The sequence below is a fragment of the Enterobacter sp. T1-1 genome, assembly GCF_000710795.1.
Lineage (GTDB): Bacteria > Pseudomonadota > Gammaproteobacteria > Enterobacterales > Enterobacteriaceae > Enterobacter > Enterobacter cloacae.
Window position 1 is genome coordinate 29,776 of record NZ_JALW01000050.1, and the last position, 26,307, is coordinate 56,082.

A 26,307-nucleotide genomic window follows, 5' to 3' on the forward strand; every position below is an offset into this window, starting at 1 on the left:
ACAAGGAGAGATGCGTGAGGCGATTGCCGGGGATTTTACTGCTTACAGGGGCAACGCTTGTCGTGATTGTCGCGCTGCTCGTGAGCGGGCTGCGCCTCGTTTTACCGCATCTGGACAGCTGGCGTCCGCAGGTGCTGGCGAAGATCGAATCCGCCACCGGTGTGCCGGTTGACGTAAGCCAGGTCAGCGCCAGCTGGCAAAACTTTGGCCCGACGCTGGATGCCCGGGACATCAGTGCCAGCCTGAAAGATGGCGGCTATCTGAAAATCAAACGCGTGACCCTGGCACTGGATGTCTGGCAAAGCCTGCTGCACATGCGCTGGCAGTTCCGCGATCTCACTTTTTATCAGCTTCAGTTTTTGACCAACACGCCGCTCTCCGGCGGGGATAACACGCAGAGCCTTGAAGCCAACCGCCTGAGCGATCTCTTCCTGCGTCAGTTCGATCATTTCGATCTGCGCGACAGCGAAGTGAGCTTTATTACCCTTTCCGGCCAGCGCGCCGAACTGAAGATCCCGCAACTGACCTGGCTTAACGGCAAAGAGCGTCACCGTGCCGAGGGGCAGGTGAACCTCTCCAGCCTGAACGGCCAGCATGGGGTCATGCAGGTCCGTATGGATCTGCGTGACGATGACGGCTTGCTCAACAACGGCAAGGTGTGGCTGCAGGCTGACGACGTGGATGTGAAGCCGTGGCTCGGCGACTGGCTGCAGCAAAACATGCAGCTGGAAACGGCCCGTTTTAGCCTGGAAGGCTGGATGACCCTGACGAAAGGCGTGTTCGCCAGCGGCGATATCTGGCTGAAGCAGGGCGGTGCAAGCTGGCAAGGCGAAAGCAAGCAGCATCAACTCTCCGTAGATAACCTCACTGCACATGTGACGAAAGAGAAAGGGGGCTGGCAGTTTGCCATCCCGGATACGCGCATCACCATGGACGGCAAATCCTGGCCGCGCGGCGCGCTGACGCTGGCATGGATGCCTGAGCAGGATGTCGGCGGCACGAATAATAAGCGTAGCGATGAGCTGCGTATCCGCGCCACGCATCTCGATTTGGCGGCCATTGAAGGGCTGCGCTCCATGGCGGCGAAGCTCTCTCCGGATTTGGGTGACGTCTGGCTGGCGACGCAGCCAAGTGGGGAAATTGACGCCCTCGCGCTGGATATCCCGCTGCAGGCAACCGAGAAAACCCGCTTCCAGGCGACGTGGAAAGATCTGGCCTGGAAACAGTGGAAACTGCTGCCGGGGGCTGAAAACTTCAGCGGCAAGCTGGAGGGCAGCGTTGAGAATGGCAGGCTGACCGTTGAGATGCATGACGCCAAAATGCCTTATGAAACGGTCTTCAGGGCACCTCTGGAAATTGAAAAAGGCAACGCGGTGCTTAACTGGCTGCGCAACGATAAAGGCTTCCAGCTTGATGGCCGCCATATCGATGTGAAAGCCAAAGCGGTTCATGCCCGCGGGGATTTCCGCTATTTAAAGCCTGAAGGTGAAGAGCCGTGGCTGGGTATTCTGGCGGGGATCAGCACCAGCGACGGTTCTCAGGCCTGGCGTTACTTCCCGGAAAACCTGATGGGTAAAGCGCTCGTGGACTACCTGAGCGGGGCGATCCAGGGCGGTCAGGCGGATAACGCCACCCTGGCCTATGGTGGTAATCCGCATCTTTTCCCATACAAACATAACGAAGGTCAGTTCCAGGTGCTGGTGCCGCTGCACAACGCCACCTTTGCGTTCCAGCCGGGCTGGCCTGCACTGAAAAACCTCGATATCGAGCTTAATTTTCTCAATGACGGATTGTGGATGAAGTCAGACAGCGTCGCGCTGGGCGGCGTGACGGCTACCAACCTGACGGCAAATATCCCCGATTACTCAAAAGAGAAACTGCTGATTGATGCCGATATCAATGGGCCCGGCAAGGCGGTCGGTCCCTATTTTGAAGAGACGCCGCTGAAAGCCTCGCTGGCTGCCACGCTTGAGCAACTCCAGCTTGATGGCGATGTGAATGCTCGCTTACATCTGGATATCCCGCTGGACGGCGAAATGACCACCGCCAAAGGTGATGTCCGCCTGAACAACAACAGTCTGTATATTAAACCGCTGGAAAGTACGCTGAAGAACCTCAGCGGACAGTTCAGCTTTGTGAACGGCAACCTGAAGAGTGAGCCGCTCACAGCCAACTGGTTCAATCAGCCCGTCAACATCGACTTCTCGACCACCGAGGGGGAGAAGGCCTACCAGGTGGCTGTCAATCTGGACGGTAACTGGCAACCCTCGCGGATGGATGTACTGCCGAAACCCATTCAGGAGTCGGTTGATGGTGCAGCCGCCTGGAAGGGGAAGGTGGATATTGAACTGCCCTACCACGCCGGTACGAAGTATAAGGTCGACCTTACTGGCGATCTGAAAAATCTCAGCAGCCAGTTGCCTGCACCGCTGGATAAACAGGCCGGACAGGCGCTGCCCGTGACGCTTAACGTCGTGGGCAACCTGAACAGCTTCGAGTTAACCGGCAGCGCGGGTGGCACGAATCATTTCAACAGCCGCTGGCTGCTCAACCGTAAGCTGACGCTGGACAAAGCCATCTGGACGACGGACAGCCGAACCACGCCTCCGCTCCCGGATCACCAGGGCATTGAGCTGAATCTCCCGCCGATGGATGGCGCGCAGTGGCTGGCGCTGTTCCAGAAAGGTGTCGGGCAAAACGTGGATGAGGCGGCGCAGTTCCCGCAAACCGTCACCGTGCGCACACCGTCGCTCACGCTGGGTGGGCAACAGTGGAACAACCTGAGTATTGTCTCTCAGCCCACGGCTAACGGCTCGAAAGTAGAGGCTCAGGGCAGGGAGATCAACGCCACCCTGACCATGCGCGATAACGCCCCGTGGCAGGCGGCAATCCGCTATCTCTACTACAACCCGGCAACGGCGGGCAGGAAAGATCAATCGACTCCGGCATCGCCGTTGAGTAACACTTCCCGCGTGGACTTCAGCGGCTGGCCGGATCTGCAACTGCGCTGTGCTGAGTGCTGGCTGTGGGGACAAAAATATGGCCGCATTGACGGTGACTTCGCGATTCAGGGCAACACGCTGAGCCTCACGGGTGGGCTGGTGGATACCGGCTTTGGTCGTCTGACGGCCGCGGGCGAGTGGGTGAATAACCCAGGCGAACAGCGCACCTCGCTGAAAGGCGACATTAAGGGTAACAAACTGGATGCAGCAGCCAGTTTCTTTGGTATCAGCACGCCGCTGCGCGGCTCGTCATTTGACGTCGATTACGATCTTCACTGGCGTGACGCGCCGTGGAAGCCGGATGAGGCCTCGCTTAACGGCATACTGAAAACCCGCTTCGGAAAAGGTGAAATTGCCGATGTGAGCACGGGACGCGCCGGGCAGATCCTGCGTCTCCTGAGCTTTGATGCGCTGCTGCGTAAGCTGCGTTTTGATTTCAGCGATACCTTCAGCGAAGGGTTCTACTACGATTCCATCCGCAGTACGGCGTGGATCAAGGACGGCGTTATGCATACGGACGACACGCTGGTGGACGGTCTGGAAGCGGATATCGCCATGAAGGGCTCGGTTAACCTTGTACGTCGCGAGCTTGATATGGAAGCCGTGGTGGCGCCAGAAATCTCCGCGAGCGTGGGGGTGGCAGCCGCCTTTGTGGTGAACCCGATTGTTGGTGCTGCGGTGTTTGCCGCCAGTAAAGTGCTGGGGCCGCTGTGGAGCAAAGTCTCTATTCTGCGCTACCGCATCACCGGTCCGGTGGATAAACCGCAGATTAATGAAGTGCTGCGCCAGCCGCGCAAAGATGCACAGCAATGATTTGACGTGGGCAGGTAATTGCCTCACTCTCAATAAATACGATCTTTATACCGCCACAGGCGGCAACGAACGAGTAGCAATACGATGAGTCTGAACCTGGTAAGTGAACATTTGCTCGCAGCGAACGGCCTGAGCCATCAGGACCTGTTCTCCATTCTTGGTCAACTGACCGAACGCCGTCTCGACTACGGCGATCTCTATTTCCAGTCGAGCTATCACGAATCCTGGGTTTTAGAAGGCAGCATCATCAAAGATGGTTCTTACAACATTGACCAGGGCGTTGGCGTGCGCGCCATCAGCGGCGAGAAAACCGGTTTTGCCTATGCGGACCAGATAAGCCTGGCTGCGCTGGAGCAGAGCGCGCAGGCGGCACGTACCATCGTGCGTGACGCAGGCGATGGCCGTGTTAAAACGCTGGGTGAGGTGCAGCATGCTGCGCTCTACACCAGCATCGACCCGCTGCAGAGCATGAGCCGTGAAGAGAAGCTGGATATCCTGCGCCGCGTGGACAAAGTGGCGCGTGCTGCCGATAAACGCGTGCAGGAAGTGTCTGCCAGCCTGAGCGGTGTCTATGAACTGATTCTGGTCGCGGCGACGGACGGCACCCTGGCGGCGGATGTCCGTCCGCTGGTGCGTCTCTCCATCAGCGTGCAGGTAGAAGAGGACGGCAAGCGCGAACGTGGCTCAAGCGGCGGCGGTGGTCGTTTTGGTTATGACTGGTTCCTGGGTGACGTCGACGGTGAAGCCCGTGCCGACGCGTGGGCAAAAGAAGCCGTGCGTATGGCGATGGTCAATCTTTCTGCCGTGGCGGCACCTGCGGGGACATTCCCGGTGGTACTGGGCGCTGGCTGGCCGGGCGTGCTGCTGCATGAAGCCGTGGGGCATGGTCTGGAAGGGGACTTTAACCGCCGCGGCACCTCCGTATTTAGCGGTCAGATAGGGCAGCTTGTCTCCTCTGAACTGTGCACGGTGGTGGATGACGGTACCATGGTTGATCGCCGTGGCTCTATCTCCATCGATGATGAAGGTACGCCGGGTCAGTACAACGTGCTGATCGAAAACGGTGTGCTGAAAGGCTATATGCAGGACAAACTGAACGCGCGCCTGATGGGCGTGGCGCCAACGGGTAACGGCCGTCGTGAATCTTATGCGCATCTGCCGATGCCGCGTATGACTAACACCTACATGCTGCCAGGCCAGTCCACGCCGCAGGAGATCATCGAGTCTGTTGATTACGGGATCTTCGCCCCAAACTTTGGCGGTGGTCAGGTGGATATCACCTCCGGTAAATTCGTCTTCTCTACGTCAGAAGCGTATCTGATCGAAAAAGGCAAAGTGACCAAAGCGGTGAAAGGCGCGACGCTGATTGGTTCCGGTATCGAAGCCATGCAGCAGATCTCCATGGTCGGTAACGATCTCAAGCTGGACAACGGCGTGGGCGTCTGCGGTAAAGAGGGCCAGAGCCTGCCAGTGGGCGTGGGCCAGCCGACACTGAAGGTCGATAACCTCACGGTGGGCGGCACGGCGTAATTTTCTCCCCTCACCCTAACCCTCTCCCCAACGGGGAGAGGGGAAATACTTACTCTTTCCTTCTTCCCCGCATGCCCTGAAACAGTTCCGCAACCTCCACAAAATACTCGGTCAGATAGTTAATGCACACCTGCACCTTAAGCGGCAGTTTGTCTTTTTCGGTATACAGGGCATACACCGGACGCGGATCGGACTGGTAGCGAGGGAACAGGATCTCCAGCACTCCGCTGTTGATCTCATTGATCACCCACATTAACGGGACGTAAGCGATCCCGGCGCCCGCCACCAGCCAGCGCGAGATGGTCATCGGGTCGTTGGTGACAAACCGTCCTTCCGGCAGCAGTCGGGTAGAAATGCCTTCCGGGGCAATCAGTTCAAACTCATTATCGGGGCGGACGCTGTACTCCAGCCAGGAGTGGTTGGCGAGATCGGCTGGTTTCTCCGGCACGCCGTACTGCGCCAGATAGCTCTTCGAGGCACAGACCACCATCGGCATACTCCCGAGTCGACGGGAGAAGAGGCTGGAGTCCTGCAGCGCGCCAACGCGGATCACCACATCCAGCCCGTCTGCGATCAGGTCCGGGGCGGGAATACCGGTAACCAGATTCACGGTTAATCCCGGATATTCTTTCAGCATCTCTGCGGTCATGGCGGCGAGAACATTTTGTGCCATAGTTGAAGAACAGCCAATCCGCAGTGTCCCGATGGGCGTGTTGTTAAAGGCATAGAGCTGCTCGTGAACATCCTGCACTTCATGCATCATGCGGCGACAGCCCTGATAGTAAATTTTACCCGCCTCCGTCAGACCAATACTGCGGGTGCTGCGGTTGAGCAGCTTCACCTGCAGTTCATCTTCCAGTTTTGACACCGTCTGACTGATGGAGGAGACGCTCATCTGCAACTGCCGGGCAGCAGCAGTAAATGAGCCAAGTTCAACCACTTTGGCGAAGACCGACATGCGTTTTAAACGTTCCATTGTTCACTCTGGCTTAAAAGTGATTTAGATCACATATTATAGATAACAGCATAACAGTTACGTTAATATATTATTAATTACATAACGGCTGCGCCATTCTCGCCCGGCGTTTCTTGCTCTCCCGCGGTGGCGTGCGCTAAAAATTCTGAAGCCTGCACTCTCTCTTATCAAGGTCAACATGAGTCTGTTTCCCGTTATCGTGGTGTTCGGTCTGTCGTTCCCACCGATATTTTTCGAGCTTCTTTTATCACTGGCGATCTTCTGGCTGGTGCGCAAGGTGCTGGTTCCTACCGGGATCTACGATTTCGTCTGGCACCCTGCATTGTTCAATACCGCGCTGTATTGCTGCCTGTTCTACCTGATATCGCGCATGTTTGTCTGAGGTTGATGTGAAAACGCTAACAAGAAAAATCTCCCGCACCGCCATCACCATGGCGCTGGTTATCCTCGCGTTCATCGCTATTTTTCGCGCCTGGGTCTATTACACCGAATCACCGTGGACGCGTGACGCGCGTTTTAGCGCCGATGTCGTGGCGATCGCCCCCGACGTGGCCGGTCTTATCACGGCGGTTAACGTTCACGATAACCAGCTGGTGAAGAAAGACCAGGTGCTGTTCACCATTGACCAGCCGCGTTACCAGAAAGCACTGGAAGAAGCGGAAGCGGATGTCGCCTATTACCAGGCGCTGGCTGCGGAGAAACGCCGCGAGGCGGGCCGCCGTAACCAGCTGGGGGTTCAGGCGATGTCCCGGGAAGAGATCGATCAGTCTAACAACGTGCTGCAAACCGTGCTGCATCAGCTGGCAAAGGCGCAGGCGACGCGCGACCTGGCGAAGCTCGATCTGGAGCGTACCGTGATCCGCGCACCTGCCGATGGCTGGGTCACCAACCTGAATGTCTATGCCGGGGAGTTTATCACCCGCGGTTCAACCGCCGTGGCGCTGGTGAAACAAAACTCATTCTATGTGCTTGCCTATATGGAAGAGACCAAACTGGAAGGCGTTCGTCCGGGCTACCGCGCAGAGATCACGCCGCTTGGCAGCAACCGCGTCTTTAAAGGTACCGTAGACAGCGTTGCGGCTGGCGTCACCAACTCCAGCAGCTCCAATGATGCGAAAGGGATGGCGACGGTTGATTCCAACCTGGAATGGGTGCGCCTGGCCCAGCGTGTGCCGGTACGTATTCATCTGGACGAACAGCAGGGCAACCTGTGGCCTGCGGGCACAACCGCGACGGTGGTAATCACCGGTGAGAAAGACCGGGACGCCAGCCAGGACTCTATTTTCCGTAAAATCGCCCATCGTCTGCGCGAGTTTGGTTAATCGCTATGGGGATCTTTACTATCGCCAGCCAGCACATTCGCTTCGCCGTGAAGCTGGCGAGTGCCATTGTGCTGGCGCTGTTTGTCGGCTTTCACTTCCAGCTGGAAACCCCCCGCTGGGCGGTGTTAACGGCGGCGATTGTCGCGGCTGGCCCGGCATTCGCGGCAGGTGGGGAGCCTTACTCCGGGGCGATCCGCTATCGCGGGATGCTGCGTATCATCGGGACGTTTATCGGCTGTATCGCCGCGCTCACCATTATCATTTTGATGATCCGCACGCCACTGTTGATGGTATTGGTGTGCTGTATCTGGGCGGGCTTCTGCACCTGGCTCTCCTCTCTGGTGAAGGTCGAAAACTCTTACGCCTGGGGGCTGGCGGGTTATACCGCACTGATTATTGTCATCACCATTCAAACCGAACCGCTGCTCGCGCCGCAGTTTGCCGTGGAACGCTGCAGTGAGATCGTGATTGGTATCGTCTGCGCAATTGTTGCTGACCTGCTTTTCTCCCCTCGATCCATCAAACAGGAGGTGGATCGCGAACTGGATGCGCTGATCGTCTCCCAGTATCAGCTGATGCAGCTCTGCATCAAGCACGGTGACAGCGAAGAGGTGGACAAAGCCTGGAGTGGACTGGTTCGCCGCACGCAGGCGCTGGAAGGGATGCGCAGTAACCTTAATATGGAGTCCTCGCGCTGGGCGCGTGCCAACCGTCGTCTTAAAGCGATCAATACCGTCTCCTTAACGCTGATTACCCAGGCGTGCGAAACCTACCTTATTCAGAACACCCGACCGGAATCGGTTACCGATACCTTTCGCGAACTGTTTGCCGAGCCGGTGGAAACGGTGCAGGACGTACATAAGCAGCTCAAACGCATGCGGCGGGTCATTGCCTGGACCGGAGAGCGCGACACACCGGTGACCATTTATACGTGGGTTGGCGCCGCGACGCGCTACCTGCTGCTGAAACGGGGCGTGATCGGCAATACGAAAATCAGCGCGGCGGAAGAGGAAGTCCTGCAGGGCGAAGTGGTGATCAAGGCGGAGTCGGCCGAGCGCCACCACGCGATGGTCAACTTCTGGCGTACCACGCTTGCCTGTATGCTCGGCACGCTGTTCTGGCTGTGGACTGGCTGGACCTCCGGCAGCGGCGCGATGGTCATGATTGCCGTCGTCACGGCGCTGGCAATGCGTCTGCCCAACCCGCGTATGGTCGCTATCGATTTCCTGTACGGCACGATTGCCGCGTTACCGCTTGGCGCGCTCTATTTCCTGGTGATCCTCCCGTCCACGCAGCAGAGCATGTTGCTGCTCTGTATCAGTCTTGCGGTGATGGCATTCTTTATCGGGATAGAAGTGCAGAAGCGCCGTCTGGGATCGCTCGGTGCCCTCGCCAGTACTATTAACATTCTGGTGCTGGATAACCCCATGACGTTCCATTTCAGCCAGTTCCTCGACAGCGCCCTGGGTCAGCTGGTGGGCTGTTTCCTGGCGATGATGGTGATTTTGCTGGTGCGCGACAATTCCCAGGCGCGAACAGGTCGCGTGCTGTTGAACCAGTTCGTTTCGGCGGCGGTCTCCTCCATGACCACCAACACTGCGCGCCGTAAAGAGAACCATCTGCCTGCGCTCTATCAGCAGCTGTTTTTACTGTTGAATAAGTTCCCTGGCGACATTGCCCGCTTTCGTCTGGCGTTAACCATGATCATTGCGCATCAGCGTCTGCGTAACGCACCGGTGCCCATCAACGACGATCTGTCGGCATTCCACCGCCAGTTGCGCCGTACCGCGGACCATGTGCTTTCCGCCTCCAGTGATGACAAACGACGCCGTTACTTTAAGCAGTTGCTGGAAGAGCTGGATGTCTACCAGGAGAAGCTCAGGGTCTGGGAAGCGCCTCCTCAGGTGACCGAGCCGGTAGCGCGGCTGGTGTTTATGCTGCACCGCTACCAGAATGTCCTGACGGATAACTGACTGAAGTAAAAAACCGACGCTAAAAGCGTCGGTTTTTTTGTGGCTATACTTATTTCTGCAGGCTCTTACATTCAGAAAGGGAGGACACATGACTACCCAGGCGCTTCAGGACCACATTCTTTTTCAGACCGGTTATCTGGTTAACGGCATATGGAAAACGCTGGACACGACGTTTGATGTGTTGAACCCGGCCACCGGTGATGTTATCGCCAAAGTGGCGAAAGCCGGTAAAGCAGAAACCGAAGAGGCGATTGCCGCCGCCGCGAAAGCCTTCCCGGCCTGGCGGGCCAAAACCGCGAAAGAGCGCTCGACCATTCTCTATCGCTGGTATGAACTGATTATCGAGAATAAAAGCTGGCTTGGTCGGTTAATGACCACCGAACAGGGCAAACCCCTGAAAGAAGCTGAAGGCGAGGTGGAGTACGCCGCCAGTTTTATTCAGTGGTTTGCCGAAGAGGCCAAGCGCGCTAACGGTGAAATTATTCCACCGATCAAACCGGGCTCCCGCATTCTGGCTACCCGTGAGCCTGTGGGGGTGGTGGCGGCAATTACGCCGTGGAACTTCCCGATGGCGATGCTCACCCGTAAGCTTGGTCCGGCGCTGGCCGCGGGGTGTACCGGGGTCATCAAACCGGCAAACAACACCCCGCTCAGCGCGTTTGCGCTGCTCACGCTGGCGAAACAGGCCGGTGTGCCGGATGGCGTCCTCAACGCCGTGGCCGGTAATACGCATGAGATCAGCGACGCGATTATGGCGAGCCACGAGGTGCGGAAAATCTCGTTTACCGGCTCCACTTCCGTCGGCAAAACGCTGGTGCGTAACGCCGCGGACACCATGAAAAAAGTTTCGATGGAACTGGGGGGGAATGCCCCGTATATCGTGTTTGAAGATGCGGACATCGATGCTGCCGTCAAAGGGGCAATCGCCAACAAATTCCGTAATGCCGGACAGGTCTGCGTCAGCGTTAACCGCTTCTATATTCAGGAAACCGTCTACGACAAGTTTGTGAACAAACTGGCCGATGCGGTGAACGCGCTGAAGGTGGGAAATGGTCTGGAAGACGGTGTGGTCGTAGGCCCGCTGATTGAACCCTCCGCGGTGAACAAAGTGCGCGAGCATGTGGAAGACGCTGTGGCCCGTGGGGCGACGGTCCTGGCGGGCGGTAAACCACATCCGCTTGGTGGCAATTTCTGGATGCCTACCGTGCTGGGCGACTGTCATGAAGGCATGAAACTGGCGGAGGAAGAGACGTTTGGTCCCGTTGCCGCCTGCTTCCGTTTCACTTCTGAAGATGAAGTCATCCAGCGCGCCAACAACACGCCTTATGGTCTGGCGGCTTACTTCTATACTCAGAATCTGTCGCGCGTTTTCCGCGTCTCGCAGGCAATCGAAAGCGGGATGATTGGGATTAATGAGTGCGCCGTTTCCACGGAGCTTGGACCTTTTGGTGGGGTAAAAGAGTCTGGCCTGGGTCGAGAAGGGTCCGTGCTGGGGCTGGAAGAGTATCTGGAAGTCAAAACCCTGCATATCGGGGGATTATAATAGACAGGGCGGCATCTGCCGCTCGCCTGGACTGGGTGGCTGGCAATGAAAACCTATACCTTTGATTTTGACGAGATCGACAGTCAGGAAGACTTCTATCGTGAATTTATCCGGGCGTTTGATCTGGAACGGGAAAGCGTCACGAATCTGGATATGCTGTGGGATGTGGTGACCGGCAGTCAGCTGCCGTTACCGCTGGAGATAGAGTTTATTCATCTGCCCGATAAGCTGCGCAGACGATTTGGGGCGCTGATTTTATTGTTTGATGAAGCAGAAGAAGAGCTGGAAGGGCAGTTGCGTTTCAACGCGCGCCATTGATTACGCGAAAAAAAAGCCCCTGACCAGCGAGGCCAGGGGCAAGTCGTATGATGAGATACGACGAGGGTTTATTTATACAGTTCTGCCGTAGCGTGCCAGTGGTCACCCTGATTCAGTTCGGTGACGCGGTAGCTGCTGGCGCCTGCTTTTTCAGCTTTTGCGGCCAGCTCCTGACGGATATCCATCGGAGAGCCAGTGACGGACGTTACGGAAACACTACCCATAGACTGCAGATTTTGCGCCTGCTCGGTATTCACCTGCTGGACGGCTGCGCTTGCGCCGAAAGAGAGAACCGATGCCAGACCGAGGGTTGCGATGATTAATTTGGTTTTCATAGTCTTTGCTCCTGAAGAGGTTTTTGCTCAACGGCGAGAAGGGTTGAACTGCTATTTTTATGCCTGGTGCCGTTGAGTGGAGATAGTCGTCTTCTGTTATTACTAAAACTTATTTATACAGCTCAGCGGTAGCGTGCCAGTGGTCACCGGAACGCGCTTCAATGATGCGATAGGATGATGCACCTTGTTCTTCCGCTTTTTTGTTCAGCATCTCATGCATGTCCATTGGAGACGTGCCGATTGCGCCGACAGAAACCGTACCGATAGCCTCACGGGATTGCGCCTGATCGGCATTAATGGAGTCTGCTGCGAAAGCACCGAATGACAGGACAGACAGGACGCTCAGCGCCGCTACAGTTGTTTTGATTTTCATGATTTTTACCTCGTCGAATTTTTTAGTGGGGTCTTTGTTTCGTGACCCTCATCACAAAATCAAGTATACACTAATAACGGTAAAAATTAATACCAGACTAATTGTTTCATGGGTAATTACGTGTTAAACAGCGCAATTTTTATAACCTAATGGCATAATGTTGGTTATTTTCTGTTCGCATTGGCGTGTTATATCTAAGTAAATCATATGGATAAATGATTTTGATATTTTGTGCGATTCTTTGATTTATCATTCACTGGTTGAATGTTAATGAGTGGTAAAAAGCACTATTTGTTAAATTGAGGACAGGAGAAAACAGGGGGAAACGCAGCGGGGGCAGAATGAACCCCGTAGCGACGCTACGGGGAGAGAGGATTACAGCTCCTGTTCGAACAGAACCAGGATCGCCTCGTGGAGATCTTTCACCGAGAAGCCGTTGGCTGGCGTGGTAAAGATGGTGTCATCACCGGCGATGGTACCGAGAATCCCTTCCGTTTTACCCAGAGAGTCCAGCATGCGGGCAATCAGCTGTGCGGCGCCAGGGCTTGTGTGGATCACCACAACGGCATCGTTGTGGTCGATATCCAGAACCAGATTCTTCAGCGGGCTGGAGGTTGTCGGCACGCCAAGTTCAGCTGGCAGGCAATAGACCATCTCCATTTTGGCGTTACGGGTACGCACTGCGCCAAATTTGGTCAACATACGGGAGACTTTCGACTGGTTGATATTGTCGAAGCCTTGTTCCTGCAGCGCCTGAACAATTTCTCCCTGAGAACTGAATTTCTCTTCTTTGAGTAGCGCTTTAAACGCCTTTACTAATTCTTCTTGCTTAGACGAGCTTCGCATAAGTCACCCGGAATATGACGATAGAAACAACATTATTATGCATGTGGATGAATTTTTATGCAAATTATCTACCAGGCAGTAGCCTGAAATAATGTTATGAAAGGGAGTGATATTATCAGATTTCGTTATCGGAAAACATGCCTGGGTCACGCCACGCAAATAAGCTTAAAAGTAAATTAAATGTTATCAAAATGATGTTGTTTTGGTGGCGTGGCAGGGTGTATTGTAACCACCTCTTAATTCGTTGCCGTCTGTTGTCAGAGAGTCTTCTGGGAAGAGAGAAAGTCGCGTGACCTCAAATTCTTTAGCTACGAAAATTGTAATTAATTACCTGCTGAATTAAGGTCGCCGCAACGGATTTACAGATACTTAAGTTAACCATAATAAGGAGTTTAGGATGAAAGTCGCAGTCCTCGGCGCTGCTGGTGGTATCGGCCAGGCGCTTGCCCTACTACTGAAAACCCAACTGCCTTCAGGCTCAGAACTCTCCCTGTACGACATTGCTCCGGTAACCCCAGGTGTGGCGGTTGACCTGAGCCACATCCCGACCGCTGTTAACATCAAAGGCTTCTCCGGCGAAGACGCACGTCCTGCGCTGCAGGGTGCTGACGTTGTGCTGATCTCCGCCGGCGTGGCGCGTAAGCCTGGTATGGATCGTTCCGACCTGTTCAACGTCAACGCAGGCATTGTGAAAAACCTGGTGCAGCAGATCGCTGAAGTGTGTCCGAAAGCGTGCATCGGTATCATTACTAACCCGGTGAACACCACGGTCGCTATTGCGGCAGAAGTGCTGAAGAAAGCAGGCGTTTACGACAAGAACAAGCTGTTCGGTGTGACCACGCTGGATATCATCCGTTCTAACACCTTTGTGGCTGAGCTGAAAGGCAAGCAGCCTACGGAAGTTGAAGTGCCGGTCATCGGTGGTCACTCTGGTGTGACAATTCTGCCTCTGCTCTCGCAGATCCCTGGCGTGAGCTTCACCGAGCAGGAAGTGGCTGACCTGACCAAACGTATTCAGAACGCAGGCACCGAAGTGGTGGAAGCGAAGGCGGGTGGCGGTTCTGCAACGCTGTCTATGGGCCAGGCGGCTGCACGTTTCGGTCTGTCACTGGTTCGCGCGCTGCAGGGCGAGAAGGGCGTGGTTGAATGCGCTTATGTTGAAGGCGATGGCGAACACGCGCGCTTCTTCTCCCAGCCGCTGCTGCTCGGTAAAAATGGTATCGAAGAGCGTAAGCCAATTGGCACGCTGAGCGCGTTTGAACAAAACGCGATGGAAGGCATGCTGGACACGCTGAAGAAAGATATCACGCTGGGCGAAGAGTTCGTTAACAAGTGATCTTGTCCCGGTAAAAAAAACGGAGCGCTACGCTCCGTTTTTTATGCCCGTCAGTTGGTGGCCGGGTATTCCTGAATGGTCACATGCAGCGTCAGTTTCTTATCGTTGCGCATGACTTCAACCGGGATGATGGAACCCGGGCGAATTTCTGCCACCTGGTCCATCGTCTCAAGCGCAGAGACCGCCGGTGTGCCGTTGACCGACAGAATGACATCATTAACCTGAATGCCCGCATTGGCAGCCGGTCCACCAGGCGCCACTTCGTTAACCACAATCCCCTGAATCTGATCGATCCCGCCACCCTGCGTATGCATAGGGGCAATTTCGCGACCACCAATCCCGATGTAACCGCGGATCACGCGACCGTCCCGGATCAGCTTGTCCATAATTTTGGTTGCCAGCTGGAACGGAATGGCAAAGCCGATCCCTTCCGGCGTCTCGCCATCGTTGCTTTTATCGAAGGAGAGGGTGTTGATACCCATCAGCTCGCCCAGCGAGTTGACCAGCGCGCCGCCGGAGTTCCCGTGGTTGATGGAGGCATCGGTTTGCAGGAAGTTCTGCCGTCCCGATGGGTTCAGACCGATGCGACCCGTGGCGCTGATGATCCCCTGGGTGATGGTCTGCCCCAGGTTGTATGGGTTACCGATAGCCAGAACCACATCGCCAATGTGCGGAGTGCGTTTACGGTTGATCGGAATCACGGGCAGCCCGCCGGTGGCGTTGATTTTCAGCACGGCCAGATCGGTCAGGCTGTCAGAGCCGACAAGTAAGGCCTCAAACACGCGGCCATCCTGAAGTGCGACGATGATCTGGTCAGCATCGTTGATCACGTGCTTGTTGGTAATGATGTATCCGCGATCGTCCATAATCACGCCGGAGCCGAGGGTACGGATCTCCAGCTGGTTATGGGCTGAACTGTTAAGACCACGGTTGTAGACGTTCACCACTGCGGGTGCGGCACGGCGAACGGCCTGATTATAGGTGGCAGGCGTTTCATCCGCGCTGTCAAACTGGGGAGCCGACAGCTTGTTGAACTGGCGTAAAGACGGCATGGCCGCTAACAGCAGGCCCGCAACAATCAAACCGATGGCAATGGAACGAAAGAGCTTTAAAAGCATGATGCGCGTGTCGTTAAAAAAGGAACGGTTTGCAGCATAACATGAGTTATCCCGGACATCACACGCGGCGGTGATACCCGGGATAGCAAATGCTTAGCGCAACAGAATATAGATAGATTCGTTGCCGCGCATAATTTGCAGGGCAATGACCGTTGGTTTACTTTCCAGCACCTTGCGCAGCTCAGCGATAGACTGCACGCGGGTGCGATTCACGCCGATGATCACATCATCCTGATGCAATCCCGCCTGTGCGGCAGGGCTGCTCTTCTCTACGGTATCGATGCTGATGCCTTTGGTGCCGTCTTTAAGCTGCCCGTCGCTGAGGGTCGCGCCCTGCAGTGCCGGGGCGATAAGCTCCGCACTGGCGGAGGAAGAGGTGCTCTTGTCCAGCGTCACTTCCACATTCAGCGGTTTGCCGTCACGAATCAGGCCCAGCTTCACTTTGGCGCCCGGTTCGGTGGTGGCGATACGTGAGCGCAGCTCTGCAAAGCTGCTCAGCGGCTTATCATTCAGGCTGACGATCACATCACCTGATTTAATGCCCGCTTTTGCCGAGCCGGAATTAGGCAGCACTTCACTGACGAACGCACCGCGCTGCACGTTGATGTTGAACGCTTTTGCGATATCGGCGCTCATCTCCATCCCTTTGATGCCCAGCAGGCCGCGTTTGACTTCACCAAACTGGATAAGCTGCTGTGCCAGCGTTTTGGCCATATTGCTGGGAATCGCAAACCCGATCCCGATACTGCCGCCACCTGGCGCGAGGATTGCTGTGTTAATACCAATCAGCTCGCCGTTAAGGTTCAGCAGCGCCCCGCCGGAGTTCCCGCGGTTAATTGAGGCATCGGTCTGGATAAAGTTTTCCAGGCCTTCAAGATTCAGGCCGCTGCGCCCCAGCGCGGAAATGATCCCGGAGGTCGCCGTTTGTCCTAAACCAAAGGGGTTGCCCACGGCAACAGCAAAGTCGCCGACGCGCAGTTTGTCGGAGTCGGCGATGGCAATCTGGGTCAGATTACTTGGGTTTTGCACCTGCAACAGCGCGATGTCGCTCTGGTCATCGCCGCCGATCAGTTTGGCATCAAATTCCCGACCATCATTCAGTTGCACGCTGATTTTATCGGCCTGGCTGATAACGTGGTTGTTGGTCAGAATATAGCCTTTGGCCGCATCAATGATGACGCCTGAGCCCAGCCCTTCAAAAGGCTGAGCCTGCTGGTCGGGCGACTCATCGCCAAAATATTTTTTCAGTTCTTCAGGTACGCGCTGGCTTTGCACGGCAGTGCCTTCTACCTGCACGCTGACTACTGCAGGCAACACTTTTTCCAGCATGGGTGCGAGGCTCGGAATCGCCGTCTGGCCCGGCACCTGCGAGGGAAGGGCGGCAAAGGCAGGGAAGGACGCCGAGAGAGATAACCCGACACTTAACGCTAACGCGCTCAACAGCTGGTTCTTTTTCTTCATCGATGCTGACTCTCGTAACCTGGAGTAAAGGAAAAAACGGGCCCAAAAACACGTTGATGTTATTGAATTTTAAACCGCTGAACAATGAGGTGTTTAACTAAATAATAGCTGGGGTCAAGAAGAAAGGACGGGCGCAATCGCTGCGCCCGTAAAATAATTTCAGGTTGTGTGATTAATCGCGCTTAACACCGCCGCGCAGCAGGCCGGACGCGCCATCAGAATAGTCGCGAGGCATCTGAACAGGGGCCTGATCGTTACCGGCCTCAGAGTCTGCCAGACGGTTGCGGAACGGGTTGGTTTCCGCGGTCATTTCCGGCAGCAGGCTGCTGGAGCTTTTTGCCATGTGCTGATACAGCTGGCGGTAGTCGGTCGCCATATTGTCCAGCAGCTCAGCGCTACGGGCAAAGTGGCTGACCAGCTCTTCGCGGTACTCTTCCAGCTCGGCTTTGTTCTTTTCCAGTTCGTATTGCAGTGACTGCTGCTGACGCAATTTGCGATTACCGAAACGCATGGCCACAGCACCGATCACGATGCCGACGACTAAACCGATTAGCGCATATTCCCAGGTCATGAACTTCTCCCGTTGTCTTGTTGTTCCGTAGGGTGTTGGCTCGGCTCCTGCCTGTGCCTGATATTGCCACTATAACCGCTATTTCTGCAGAAGTGGAATCCTGACGTATCATCGCGTAGTGTAGAACGGCCTTTTTTTCATCAGTCACGCCTGCTGATGAGGTTTAATTGAAGGAATAACAACAAGATTATGCAAAACCTGTCCCCCGCATCGCGATATCAACTGGCCCTGGACGAGGGCTCACATCAGCCGGATGACGTTCAACGTGAAGCGGTTAACCGTCTGGATACCCTTTTCCATGAGCTTACGGCAAAACCTGCGGAAGCAGGGCAGAGCGGTGGGCTGAAGGCGGCATTGAGCCGACTGCTCGGAAAAAAAGAGCCACAGGCTAACGCCCCGGCACGCGGTTTATATATGTGGGGCGGTGTCGGTCGCGGGAAAACCTGGTTGATGGATCTGTTTTATCAGAGCCTGCCGGGTGAGCGTAAACAACGCCTGCACTTTCACCGCTTTATGCTGCGGGTGCATGAAGAGTTAACGGCGCTGCAGGGCAAAAGCGATCCGCTGGAGATTGTGGCTGACAGGTTTAAATCTGAAACGGACGTCCTCTGTTTCGATGAGTTTTTTGTTTCGGATATCACCGATGCCATGCTGTTGGGCGGCCTGATGAAAGCGCTGTTTGCCCGCGGAATCACGCTGGTCGCCACCTCGAATATTCCGCCGGATGAGCTGTATCGTAACGGCCTCCAGCGGGCGCGTTTCCTGCCTGCCATTGATGCCATCAAACAGCATTGTGACATTATGAATGTTGATGCAGGCGTGGATTACCGTTTGCGCACGCTGACTCAGGCGCACCTGTGGCTCTCACCGCTGAATGCCGAGACCACCCGCCAGATGGATAAACTGTGGCTGGCGCTGGCGGGAGCAAAGCGCGAAAACGCCCCGACGCTGGAGATTAACCATCGTCCGTTGCCTACGCTCGGTGTTGAAAACCAAACGCTGGCGGTCTCTTTTGCGACGCTGTGCGTGGACGCCCGCAGTCAGCACGACTACATCGCCCTTTCGCGCCTGTTCCACACGGTGATGCTGCTGGATGTACCCGTCATGACACGGCTGATGGAAAGCGAGGCGCGACGCTTCATTGCGCTGGTGGACGAGTTTTACGAACGCCACGTCAAGCTGGTGGTGAGCGCCGAGGTGCCTTTATATGAGGTGTATCAGGGGGAACGTTTGAAGTTTGAGTTCCAGCGCTGCCTGTCGCGCCTGCAGGAGATGCAGAGCGAGGAGTATCTGAAGCTGGAGCATATGCCTTAAATGCTACCCTCTCCCCGTGGGAGAGGGGCTGGGGGTGAGGGCACCGGACCGCAAAAACTTGCCCCCCGAAAAACCCATTCCAAATCACATTTAAGGGTCGATCTTTGACCTCAACTTCTCTATAATCTTGCGACCCCACGTTACGAGAAGGTTTTTTTCCCGAAACTTTCTATGTGTCGGCATGAGCTATTCGAAGGGGTAGGTTTGCCGGACTTTGTCGTGTGAACCTCAACTGACTAAACGTTTGGGTGTTCACCAACGTGTAACTTATTATTTGGGTAAGCTTTTAATGAAAACTTTTACAGCTAAACCAGAAACCGTACAACGCGACTGGTATGTTGTTGACGCGACCGGTAAAACTCTGGGCCGTCTGGCTACTGAACTGGCTCGTCGCCTGCGCGGTAAGCACAAAGCGGAATACACTCCGCACGTTGATACTGGTGACTACATCATCGTTCTGAACGCAGAAAAAGTTGCTGTAACCGGCAACAAGCGCGAAGACAAAATGTACTACCACCACACTGGCCACATCGGTGGTATCAAAGAAGCGACCTTTGAAGAGATGATTGCTCGCCGTCCTGAGCGTGTGATTGAAATCGCGGTTAAAGGCATGCTGCCAAAAGGCCCGCTGGGTCGTGCTATGTTCCGTAAACTGAAAGTTTACGCAGGTAACGAGCACAACCACGCGGCACAGCAACCGCAAGTTCTTGACATCTAATCGGGATTATAGGCAATGGCTGAAAATCAATACTACGGCACTGGTCGCCGCAAAAGTTCCGCAGCTCGCGTGTTCATCAAACCGGGCAACGGTAAAATCGTAATCAACCAGCGTTCTCTGGAACAGTACTTCGGTCGCGAAACTGCCCGCATGGTAGTTCGCCAGCCGCTGGAACTGGTTGATATGGTAGAAAAACTGGATCTGTACATCACCGTTAAAGGTGGTGGTATCTCCGGTCAGGCAGGTGCGATCCGTCACGGTATCACCCGCGCTCTGATGGAGTACGACGAATCCCTGCGTTCTGAACTGCGTAAAGCTGGCTTCGTTACTCGTGACGCTCGTCAGGTTGAACGTAAGAAAGTGGGTCTGCGTAAAGCACGTCGTCGTCCACAGTTCTCCAAACGTTAATCATTTTCTGCTCACGCAGAACGATTGGCGAAAAACCCGCTTCGGCGGGTTTTTTTATGGGTAATGCTCAGGTTATCCACATTATCAATGCATATATCTCCTCTTTTTCCGCATTTCCAGAATCCCCTCACCACAAAGCCATCAAAATCTGGTAAACTATCATCCAATTTTCTGCCCAAATATCGGTGAATACTCGATTTTTGTTCGATTCTTGAACAATGTGTCTTCTCTGGGATGGGCGCTACATCATCTGGCTGGCCCCACCGGGCCGGTAGCAGTAAAAATTCTGAATATACCTGGAGGTTTTCATGGCTGTCGCTGCCAACAAACGTTCGGTAATGACGCTGTTTTCTGGTCCTACTGACATTTATAGCCATCAGGTTCGTATCGTGCTGGCCGAGAAGGGTGTCAGTTTTGAGATCGAGCATGTGGAAAAGGATAACCCACCTCAGGATCTGATCGATCTCAACCCGAGCCAAAGTGTACCAACGCTGGTGGATCGCGAGCTGACCCTGTGGGAATCCCGTATCATTATGGAATACCTGGATGAGCGTTTCCCGCATCCACCGCTGATGCCTGTTTACCCTGTGGCGCGTGGCGAAAGCCGCCTGTACATGCAGCGTATCGAGAAAGACTGGTACACGCTGATGAACGTGATCGAAAACGGTTCTGCTTCAGAAGCAGACGCTGCACGTAAACAACTGCGTGAAGAGCTGCTGGCGATTGCCCCTGTGTTCGGCCAGAAACCGTTCTTCCTGAGCGATGAGTTCAGCCTGGTGGACTGCTACCTGGCACCGCTGCTGTGGCGCCTGCCGACACTTGGCGTTGAATTCAGCGGCCCGGGCGCAAAAGAGCTGAAAGGCTATATGACCCGCGTCTTTGAACGCGACTCCTTCCTGGCATCCTTAACTGAACCGGAACGTGAAATGCGTCTCGGCCGAGGCTAATGACTGTGGAAATGTCACAACTTTCACCACGCCGTCCGTATCTGCTGCGCGCCTTCTATGAATGGCTGCTGGATAACCAGCTCACGCCGCACCTGGTTGTGGATGTGACGTTGCCGGGCGTGCTGGTTCCGATGGAATACGCGCGTGACGGACAGATCGTTTTGAACATTGCCCCCCGTGCGGTGGGTAATCTTGAACTGGCGAACGACGAAGTGCGTTTTAACGCGCGTTTCGGCGGCGTACCACGTCAGGTTTCCGTGCCGCTGGCCGCGGTGCTGGCTATCTACGCGCGGGAAAACGGCGCGGGTACGATGTTCGAGCCGGAAGCGGCTTACGATGAAGAGGTTGCCAGCCTGAATGAAGACGATGCAACCGGGGAGCGAGACAGCGACACGGTGATGTCGGTTATCGACGGCGACAAACCTGACCGCCAGGATGAAAACGATCCTGATGACGATCCGCCACCACGCGGCGGGCGTCCGGCTCTCAGAGTGGTAAAATAAGCGTCATCCATTATAAAATCCAGCCCTCCTCAGTCGGCTGGATTTTTTTTTGCCGATGTAAAGATTAAACGACTGTTGAGCGGATATTTTTTCTATGTATAGATTTGTACAAAATTAAGACAGTGCAATACTTTATTCTATATAACAGAAATTTTGGAATACAAAGCCGGAAAAAACAAAGCATCGCAAGCAATAATTATTCTGAATATAAATGGTCTAAAAAGATCTGGAAACCTCTGTTTTATAAATTCCGCCTATTGTTTGAGTAAATCTAAAAAGAAAAGTTAATAAACCTAAGTTGCATGTATTTATCATTTCTATATTATCGCACCATGCATTTTGCAAACGGAGGTAATAGCGACTAACAAGGATGGAATCAGTCGAATTTTATTTTCTATAAATCATAAGTTATGGATTAACTCGTGAAAAAAATTCTATTGGCTACAGCATTATTCCTTTGCGTAAACTCTACGTTTGCCGCTGAAACCGCGATATTGAAAATTAAAGGGACGCTGACAGCCTCTGCCTGTACCCCTGAATTTAGCAATGGCGGCGTGGTGGACTATGGAAATATCCGCTTAGGTGAATTGTCCTCTACGGCGGTGAACCAGTTAGGGCAACGGAATATCGATCTCACCATCACCTGCACGGCAGCAACAAAAGTGGCCTGGAATATGATAGACGATCGCGCCGACTCTAACGCAGGATTAACCGTTTCTGCCGGTACATTTACGGGTGGGGCACAGAGTGCGACTAACCAGACCTATGGCGTTGGCAAAGCAGGCACGGTAAATATTGGCTCTTATGCCATGTTTATGAAGGTGAATAGCGTTACTGCAGACGGAAAATCTGTCGATCCAATATATCAGCAGAATGGCTCAACGACCTGGGCTAAGAGTACTGATGGTTCAAGTCAGGGTGAAAATAATCGCAATATTACCGTCGCATTATCGGGAAGTATTGACCCGCTTGCTTTCCAGACAGCAACATTTCCGCTGGTAACGTCTCTGGCTATTCAGAATACCACAACGCTTGCCATTACCGATGATACCCGGCTGGATGGTCAGTTGACGATCAGCCTAAAGTATCTGTAATTCTTTCAAATTTAAAGTGAGTTAAATTTAATGCAGAGGGAACACCCTTTCTCTCAAAAATAAGCGCCATCAACACGGAATGTTAAGTAGTGCTTTCAAGGAATATACATATGACATGCTCTAAAAAGGTTTTATTTAAAACACTCGCTGCCGCAGTTTTATTCTCTGCACAGTTTGGCGTACATGCAGCCGGTATGGTGCCAGAAACCAGTCTGCTGGTAATTGATGAAGCGACCCACAGTGGCACCATCAACGTCAAAAATACCGATAGCCATCCGTCGCTGCTGTACACCGACGTGGTGGATCTGCCGGATGATAAAGGCCTGAAACTTGTCACCACTCAGCCCGTGGTACGTCTCGAGCCCGGTCAGACTCAGCAATTGCGCTTCATCCTGCAAACCAGCAAACCGCTGGACGTTGAGCACTACAAGCGTGTGACCTTCGAAGGGATCCCGCCGAAGAGCGATGACAATAAAGTGAAAATTGGCATCAATATTCGTCAGGACCTGCCCGTGCTGATTCGCCCTGCGAAGCTGGCCGTGGTAACCGATGCGTGGAAATTCCTCGACTGGACCGCGTCAGGCACGTCCGTCACGGTAAAAAACCCAAGCAAATATGTCGTGCGTCTGGCACAGAACGTGGTGCTGCAGCCTTCAGGCATCAGCGGATCGCTTGCCAAAACCTACATTTTACCCGGTGAAACCATGACGGTTTCTATGGGCAAATCCGTCAGTGGAAACACGAAAGTGAAGTTTTTCCCGGCCAGCCGTTATGGGGTAGAAGTGCCCAGCTTTATCTCGGATCTCAATAAAAAATAAAGGATTATGGCGGTGCGTAAAAAAAGCCAACTTGCACTTTTTGTGCGCGCTGTGATTTATAGCGCAATACCTCTGATGTTGCTTGATGCTCCCTCCCTCCACGCGAGGGAGGTGACGTTTGATACTGATATCCTGAAATCACGTGGTCTTGGGGCCGATCTAAACCGCTATTTTGCGCAAGCGCCGCGCTTTTTACCGGGGACGCATTCCGTTTCTGTCAAAGTGAACGGTAACGATCGCGGAACAGCGGCCGTACGCTTCAGTGAAGACGGAACGATGTGCGTTGATAACGACTTCCTGGAATTTGCAGGTCTCATGCCGGTGCCCATAAAGGCGAATGAGACCTGCCATGATCTGCGTAGCGATTACGCTCAGGCGGTGATCAATCCCTTGCCAAACCAGGAAGCGGTCGAGCTTTATCTGCCAGCGGAAGCACTTAACAGCCTGAGCGCTGATGTCAAAAATTTCCAGCATGGCGGCACGGCAGGGATGCTTAACTACTCGCTCTTCAGCACCAAAAACGAATACAGCGGAAGTGACAGCAGCAGTAACCGTTACTCACAGGCAAGCCTGGAGGCGGGCTTCAACGCGATGGATTGGTCGCTACGCAGCCGCTATATCCTGACGGATGACGACGGCAACCGAAACGCAGAGAGTATTTATACCTACGCAGAGTATGTGTTTGTTCCTCAACGCCTGACCATGCAGGTGGGGGAAATTAACGCCATGTCAGATGTGTTAAGCGGCGTCCCGATTACCGGTGTGCAGTTAATGCCGACCAGCGGTCTGCAGAAAGACAGCTCGGGGGTGAGCGTATCCGGTATTGCCCGAACCTCGCAGGCGCGCGTTGAAGTGCGTCAAAACGGAAGACTCATTTTCAACACGTTAGTACCGGCGGGCCCGTTCACGCTGGATGACGTCCCGATGGTCCGTAACAACGTCGATCTTGACGTCACCGTTGTGGAGTCCGACGGTTCGACCAACCGCTACATTGTTCCCGCCGCATCCGTAAAAGCCCGAAATCTTTCAAAACCAAACGGCCTGACCGTTTCGGCGGGCCAGGTGCGTGGTATAGACAGTGACTACAGCGATCCGCTGGTGTTCAACGTATCCGATGGCTGGCGAATTTTCCCCTGGATGAACCTGCTTGCCTCCGGCGTGGTGGCCGAAGATTATCAGGCCGCGGGGGCGCGCACAGAATTTATGGTTACCGATGGCTGGAACGTCTCCACCAGTATGGCCGCCAGCAACGCGCAATTTGGCGACAGTGATAATGGTATCAAAAACGAACTCCAGAGCGATTACTCGTTGACTGAGAATGTCGGCCTGTCTGCCAGTATGGCCCATTACAGCGGTGATTATCGCGAACTCGCAGATGCCATGGATGATGATTATCAGGGCTATGACAACAGTTATTCGGCCAACGTACGTTGGTCCACAGAATTGGCCGGGGCATTTAGTGCGGGCCTGAGCTACAACCAGGCCGCAGGAGACGGCGAAGATTCCCGCTACTTGCTTCTGTCGTGGGGGAAAACCTTCAAATACGCTTCAATCAACGTGAACTGGCAAAGCGCAGTGGGCAGCACGGATGACGACCAGGACGACGATCTGCTCTATATCAACCTCAGCATTCCGTTAGGCGGTTCGCAGAGCCTGAGTTCGTATATGCGTAAGCAGGGCGACAGCACCAGCTATGGTCTGGCGAACAGCGGGTCGCTGGGGGAGAACACCAACTACTATATTTCTGCCGATCGTGATGACGAATCACAGGAAAACAGCTTCAACGGCAACATCAACACTAATCTTCACTACACCCAGCTTAGCGTCGGGGGCGGTACCAGCGGCGATCATCAGCGTAACTACAATGCGACCCTGTCTGGCGGCATTGCGATGCACAAAGACGGTGTGACCTTCTCACCGTATTCCATCAAGGACACGTTTGCCATCGCCAGACTCAGCGAACCGAAAGCGGGCGTTGAGATCACCACGCCGCAGGGCACCGTCTGGACCGACCGCTGGGGCCAGGCTGTCATTCCCGGCCTGACTGAATGGCGTAACTCACGTATCGAAGTGGATGCGAACAAGCTACCGCAGAGCATGACCCTGGCGAACGGGACCAAATATATTGCTGCTGCACATGGCTCGGTAAGCGAAGTGAGCTTCAAAGTATTGAACAGCCGCCGCGTGATGTTACGTATTAAGCAGGCCGACGGGAAGCCGCTGACGAAAGGTCTGTCGGTGGTGGATGATAAAAATAACTACGTGGTGACGGTGGTTGATGACGGACATGTCTTCCTGAACGATGCCGATCAGATTAGCGCGCTTTATGCCGTTGATGATGACAATAACCGACTGTGCAAACTTGATTTTACGCTTCCTGAAAAGCACGACGAAGACGCGTTTTACGAAGAAGTTAACGGAGTATGTCGATGAACATTCAACGTCTGGCTGCGCTATTGCTGCTTGCTTTACCGTGCCTTTCTTATGCTGACGATTGTCAGCTAACGCTCTCTCAGCCGGTTGTGGATTATCATCAGATGCGGCGTGACAGCATTGTCACCAGCCAGCAGAGCTGGAACAAAATGCCGGAAAAAGACATAAATGTCAGCGTCTATTGCCCGGAAAAACAGCAGATGGCGACGCTGTTACAGGGGGCTTCTGGTCAGAAAGGGCGTTTTCAGTTTGGTCAGAACGGTGGTGTGGCGATAAAGGTCAGCAACCTGACGCTGGATGGTAAAAGCTACAACGTAGGGAAAACAACGGATCAGGTGAATTTTACGCCGGATACTGATAATGGGTCATCGCTCTATATCCGCAATAACGAGGCTGTCGTGGCGGTTGAAAACGGCAGGGTACCCAGCGGCCAGCAGATGAACTTTACCGTCACCATTTTCCCGGTGCTCAATGACAGCGCGTTTAACCATATTTCGGATCAAACCGCGCTGGAGACCGATTTAACCTGGCAACTGCTTAAAAAATAAAAGTTGG

24 protein-coding genes are annotated in these 26,307 nt (G+C 54.3%); 17 read left to right on the forward strand and 7 right to left on the reverse strand.

The window, feature by feature from the left end:
- Positions 1 to 14 precede the first annotated feature (14 nt).
- Complete coding sequence (gene yhdP, locus AK59_RS0116430) at positions 15 to 3,815, forward strand: AsmA2 domain-containing protein YhdP (protein WP_029883267.1); 3,801 nt, start codon at positions 15 to 17, stop codon at positions 3,813 to 3,815.
- Positions 3,816 to 3,899: 84 nt separating this feature from the next.
- Entirely contained in the window at positions 3,900 to 5,345 is a 1,446-nt protein-coding gene (gene tldD / locus AK59_RS0116435; protein ID WP_029883268.1) for a metalloprotease TldD, read from the forward strand.
- 49 nt (positions 5,346 to 5,394) lie between these two features.
- Here the strand turns inward: tldD and aaeR are convergent, their stop codons facing one another.
- The gene (gene aaeR / locus AK59_RS0116440) at positions 5,395 to 6,321 is read right to left on the reverse strand and encodes an HTH-type transcriptional activator AaeR (RefSeq protein ID WP_013098979.1); all 927 of its coding nucleotides are present in this window, start codon (positions 6,319 to 6,321) and stop codon (positions 5,395 to 5,397) included.
- A gap of 178 nt (positions 6,322 to 6,499) precedes the next feature.
- Here aaeR and aaeX point away from each other — a divergent pair, with 178 nt between their 5' ends.
- The 5 genes from aaeX to AK59_RS0116465 all read left to right on the forward strand — a co-directional run bounded on the left by aaeX (position 6,500) and on the right by AK59_RS0116465 (position 11,477).
- On the forward strand, positions 6,500 to 6,703 hold the full coding sequence (aaeX, locus tag AK59_RS0116445) for a p-hydroxybenzoic acid efflux pump operon protein AaeX (protein ID WP_003860416.1): 204 nt from the start codon (positions 6,500 to 6,502) through the stop codon (positions 6,701 to 6,703).
- Positions 6,704 to 6,710: 7 nt separating this feature from the next.
- Complete coding sequence (gene aaeA, locus AK59_RS0116450; protein WP_013098978.1) at positions 6,711 to 7,643, forward strand: p-hydroxybenzoic acid efflux pump subunit AaeA; 933 nt, start codon at positions 6,711 to 6,713, stop codon at positions 7,641 to 7,643.
- A 5-nt stretch (positions 7,644 to 7,648) separates the two neighbouring features.
- Positions 7,649 to 9,616, forward strand: a complete 1,968-nt coding sequence (gene aaeB / locus AK59_RS0116455) for a p-hydroxybenzoic acid efflux pump subunit AaeB (protein WP_013098977.1) — start codon at positions 7,649 to 7,651, stop codon at positions 9,614 to 9,616.
- An 88-nt stretch (positions 9,617 to 9,704) separates the two neighbouring features.
- Positions 9,705 to 11,159, forward strand: coding sequence for an NAD-dependent succinate-semialdehyde dehydrogenase (locus AK59_RS0116460; protein WP_023620890.1), 1,455 nt, complete (start codon positions 9,705 to 9,707; stop codon positions 11,157 to 11,159).
- Positions 11,160 to 11,204: 45 nt separating this feature from the next.
- Positions 11,205 to 11,477 (forward strand): barstar family protein, encoded by a 273-nt coding sequence (locus AK59_RS0116465; RefSeq protein WP_013098975.1) that lies wholly within the window; start codon positions 11,205 to 11,207, stop codon positions 11,475 to 11,477.
- A 68-nt stretch (positions 11,478 to 11,545) separates the two neighbouring features.
- Here the strand turns inward: AK59_RS0116465 and yhcN (AK59_RS0116470) are convergent, their stop codons facing one another.
- From yhcN (AK59_RS0116470) to argR, 3 genes are all read right to left on the reverse strand, one after another.
- Positions 11,546 to 11,812 (reverse strand): peroxide/acid stress response protein YhcN, encoded by a 267-nt coding sequence (gene yhcN, locus AK59_RS0116470; protein ID WP_013098974.1) that lies wholly within the window; start codon positions 11,810 to 11,812, stop codon positions 11,546 to 11,548.
- A gap of 109 nt (positions 11,813 to 11,921) precedes the next feature.
- A complete protein-coding gene (yhcN, locus tag AK59_RS0116475) occupies positions 11,922 to 12,185 on the reverse strand; it encodes a peroxide/acid stress response protein YhcN (protein WP_013098973.1) in 264 nt (87 codons plus the stop codon).
- A gap of 375 nt (positions 12,186 to 12,560) precedes the next feature.
- The gene (argR, locus tag AK59_RS0116480; protein ID WP_013098972.1) at positions 12,561 to 13,031 is read right to left on the reverse strand and encodes a transcriptional regulator ArgR; all 471 of its coding nucleotides are present in this window, start codon (positions 13,029 to 13,031) and stop codon (positions 12,561 to 12,563) included.
- Positions 13,032 to 13,428: 397 nt separating this feature from the next.
- Between argR and mdh the strand changes: the two genes are divergently transcribed.
- The gene (mdh, locus tag AK59_RS0116485; protein ID WP_020687375.1) at positions 13,429 to 14,367 is read left to right on the forward strand and encodes a malate dehydrogenase; all 939 of its coding nucleotides are present in this window, start codon (positions 13,429 to 13,431) and stop codon (positions 14,365 to 14,367) included.
- 50 nt (positions 14,368 to 14,417) lie between these two features.
- On the opposite strand, the gene degS is transcribed toward mdh, so the two are convergent.
- The 3 genes from degS to zapG form a co-directional block, all read right to left on the reverse strand.
- The gene (gene degS / locus AK59_RS0116490; RefSeq protein WP_013098970.1) at positions 14,418 to 15,485 is read right to left on the reverse strand and encodes an outer membrane-stress sensor serine endopeptidase DegS; all 1,068 of its coding nucleotides are present in this window, start codon (positions 15,483 to 15,485) and stop codon (positions 14,418 to 14,420) included.
- 93 nt (positions 15,486 to 15,578) lie between these two features.
- The gene (degQ, locus tag AK59_RS0116495) at positions 15,579 to 16,946 is read right to left on the reverse strand and encodes a serine endoprotease DegQ (protein WP_013098969.1); all 1,368 of its coding nucleotides are present in this window, start codon (positions 16,944 to 16,946) and stop codon (positions 15,579 to 15,581) included.
- A 172-nt stretch (positions 16,947 to 17,118) separates the two neighbouring features.
- A complete protein-coding gene (zapG, locus tag AK59_RS0116505; RefSeq protein ID WP_008502832.1) occupies positions 17,119 to 17,517 on the reverse strand; it encodes a Z-ring associated protein ZapG in 399 nt (132 codons plus the stop codon).
- Between the two features lie 189 nt (positions 17,518 to 17,706).
- Here zapG and zapE point away from each other — a divergent pair, with 189 nt between their 5' ends.
- From zapE to AK59_RS0116550, 9 genes are all read left to right on the forward strand, one after another.
- Positions 17,707 to 18,831 (forward strand): cell division protein ZapE, encoded by a 1,125-nt coding sequence (gene zapE, locus AK59_RS0116510; RefSeq protein WP_029883269.1) that lies wholly within the window; start codon positions 17,707 to 17,709, stop codon positions 18,829 to 18,831.
- Between the two features lie 289 nt (positions 18,832 to 19,120).
- Positions 19,121 to 19,549, forward strand: a complete 429-nt coding sequence (rplM, locus tag AK59_RS0116515) for a 50S ribosomal protein L13 (protein ID WP_013098967.1) — start codon at positions 19,121 to 19,123, stop codon at positions 19,547 to 19,549.
- Positions 19,550 to 19,564: 15 nt separating this feature from the next.
- Entirely contained in the window at positions 19,565 to 19,957 is a 393-nt protein-coding gene (rpsI, locus tag AK59_RS0116520; RefSeq protein ID WP_000829818.1) for a 30S ribosomal protein S9, read from the forward strand.
- 308 nt (positions 19,958 to 20,265) lie between these two features.
- On the forward strand, positions 20,266 to 20,904 hold the full coding sequence (gene sspA / locus AK59_RS0116525; protein ID WP_013098965.1) for a stringent starvation protein SspA: 639 nt from the start codon (positions 20,266 to 20,268) through the stop codon (positions 20,902 to 20,904).
- A gap of 5 nt (positions 20,905 to 20,909) precedes the next feature.
- On the forward strand, positions 20,910 to 21,407 hold the full coding sequence (gene sspB / locus AK59_RS0116530; protein WP_029883270.1) for a ClpXP protease specificity-enhancing factor: 498 nt from the start codon (positions 20,910 to 20,912) through the stop codon (positions 21,405 to 21,407).
- A gap of 422 nt (positions 21,408 to 21,829) precedes the next feature.
- A complete protein-coding gene (locus AK59_RS0116535) occupies positions 21,830 to 22,501 on the forward strand; it encodes a DUF1120 domain-containing protein (RefSeq protein ID WP_023619954.1) in 672 nt (223 codons plus the stop codon).
- 110 nt (positions 22,502 to 22,611) lie between these two features.
- Complete coding sequence (locus AK59_RS0116540; RefSeq protein WP_029883271.1) at positions 22,612 to 23,319, forward strand: fimbria/pilus chaperone family protein; 708 nt, start codon at positions 22,612 to 22,614, stop codon at positions 23,317 to 23,319.
- A 6-nt stretch (positions 23,320 to 23,325) separates the two neighbouring features.
- Entirely contained in the window at positions 23,326 to 25,752 is a 2,427-nt protein-coding gene (locus AK59_RS0116545; protein WP_029883272.1) for a fimbrial biogenesis outer membrane usher protein, read from the forward strand.
- A complete protein-coding gene (locus tag AK59_RS0116550; protein ID WP_013098960.1) occupies positions 25,749 to 26,300 on the forward strand; it encodes a membrane protein in 552 nt (183 codons plus the stop codon). Before AK59_RS0116545 ends, AK59_RS0116550 begins: the two co-directional genes overlap by 4 nt.
- The last annotated feature ends 7 nt before the right edge of the window (positions 26,301 to 26,307 follow it).

Bases quoted from the DNA above. Each gene is read 5' to 3' on its own strand.
- yhcN (WP_013098973.1), bottom strand. From the start codon at position 12,185: ATGAAAATCAAAACAACTGTAGCGGCGCTGAGCGTCCTGTCTGTCCTG.
- aaeR (WP_013098979.1), bottom strand. From the start codon at position 6,321: ATGGAACGTTTAAAACGCATGTCGGTCTTCGCCAAAGTGGTTGAACTT.
- AK59_RS0116550 (WP_013098960.1), top strand. From the start codon at position 25,749: ATGAACATTCAACGTCTGGCTGCGCTATTGCTGCTTGCTTTACCGTGC.
- rpsI (WP_000829818.1), top strand. From the start codon at position 19,565: ATGGCTGAAAATCAATACTACGGCACTGGTCGCCGCAAAAGTTCCGCA.
- yhcN (WP_013098974.1), bottom strand. From the start codon at position 11,812: ATGAAAACCAAATTAATCATCGCAACCCTCGGTCTGGCATCGGTTCTC.
- sspA (WP_013098965.1), top strand. From the start codon at position 20,266: ATGGCTGTCGCTGCCAACAAACGTTCGGTAATGACGCTGTTTTCTGGT.
- argR (WP_013098972.1), bottom strand. From the start codon at position 13,031: ATGCGAAGCTCGTCTAAGCAAGAAGAATTAGTAAAGGCGTTTAAAGCG.
- AK59_RS0116465 (WP_013098975.1), top strand. From the start codon at position 11,205: ATGAAAACCTATACCTTTGATTTTGACGAGATCGACAGTCAGGAAGAC.
- degQ (WP_013098969.1), bottom strand. From the start codon at position 16,946: ATGAAGAAAAAGAACCAGCTGTTGAGCGCGTTAGCGTTAAGTGTCGGG.
- rplM (WP_013098967.1), top strand. From the start codon at position 19,121: ATGAAAACTTTTACAGCTAAACCAGAAACCGTACAACGCGACTGGTAT.
- AK59_RS0116540 (WP_029883271.1), top strand. From the start codon at position 22,612: ATGACATGCTCTAAAAAGGTTTTATTTAAAACACTCGCTGCCGCAGTT.
- mdh (WP_020687375.1), top strand. From the start codon at position 13,429: ATGAAAGTCGCAGTCCTCGGCGCTGCTGGTGGTATCGGCCAGGCGCTT.
- zapG (WP_008502832.1), bottom strand. From the start codon at position 17,517: ATGACCTGGGAATATGCGCTAATCGGTTTAGTCGTCGGCATCGTGATC.
- AK59_RS0116460 (WP_023620890.1), top strand. From the start codon at position 9,705: ATGACTACCCAGGCGCTTCAGGACCACATTCTTTTTCAGACCGGTTAT.
- AK59_RS0116545 (WP_029883272.1), top strand. From the start codon at position 23,326: ATGGCGGTGCGTAAAAAAAGCCAACTTGCACTTTTTGTGCGCGCTGTG.
- aaeB (WP_013098977.1), top strand. From the start codon at position 7,649: ATGGGGATCTTTACTATCGCCAGCCAGCACATTCGCTTCGCCGTGAAG.
- zapE (WP_029883269.1), top strand. From the start codon at position 17,707: ATGCAAAACCTGTCCCCCGCATCGCGATATCAACTGGCCCTGGACGAG.
- degS (WP_013098970.1), bottom strand. From the start codon at position 15,485: ATGCTTTTAAAGCTCTTTCGTTCCATTGCCATCGGTTTGATTGTTGCG.
- tldD (WP_029883268.1), top strand. From the start codon at position 3,900: ATGAGTCTGAACCTGGTAAGTGAACATTTGCTCGCAGCGAACGGCCTG.
- aaeX (WP_003860416.1), top strand. From the start codon at position 6,500: ATGAGTCTGTTTCCCGTTATCGTGGTGTTCGGTCTGTCGTTCCCACCG.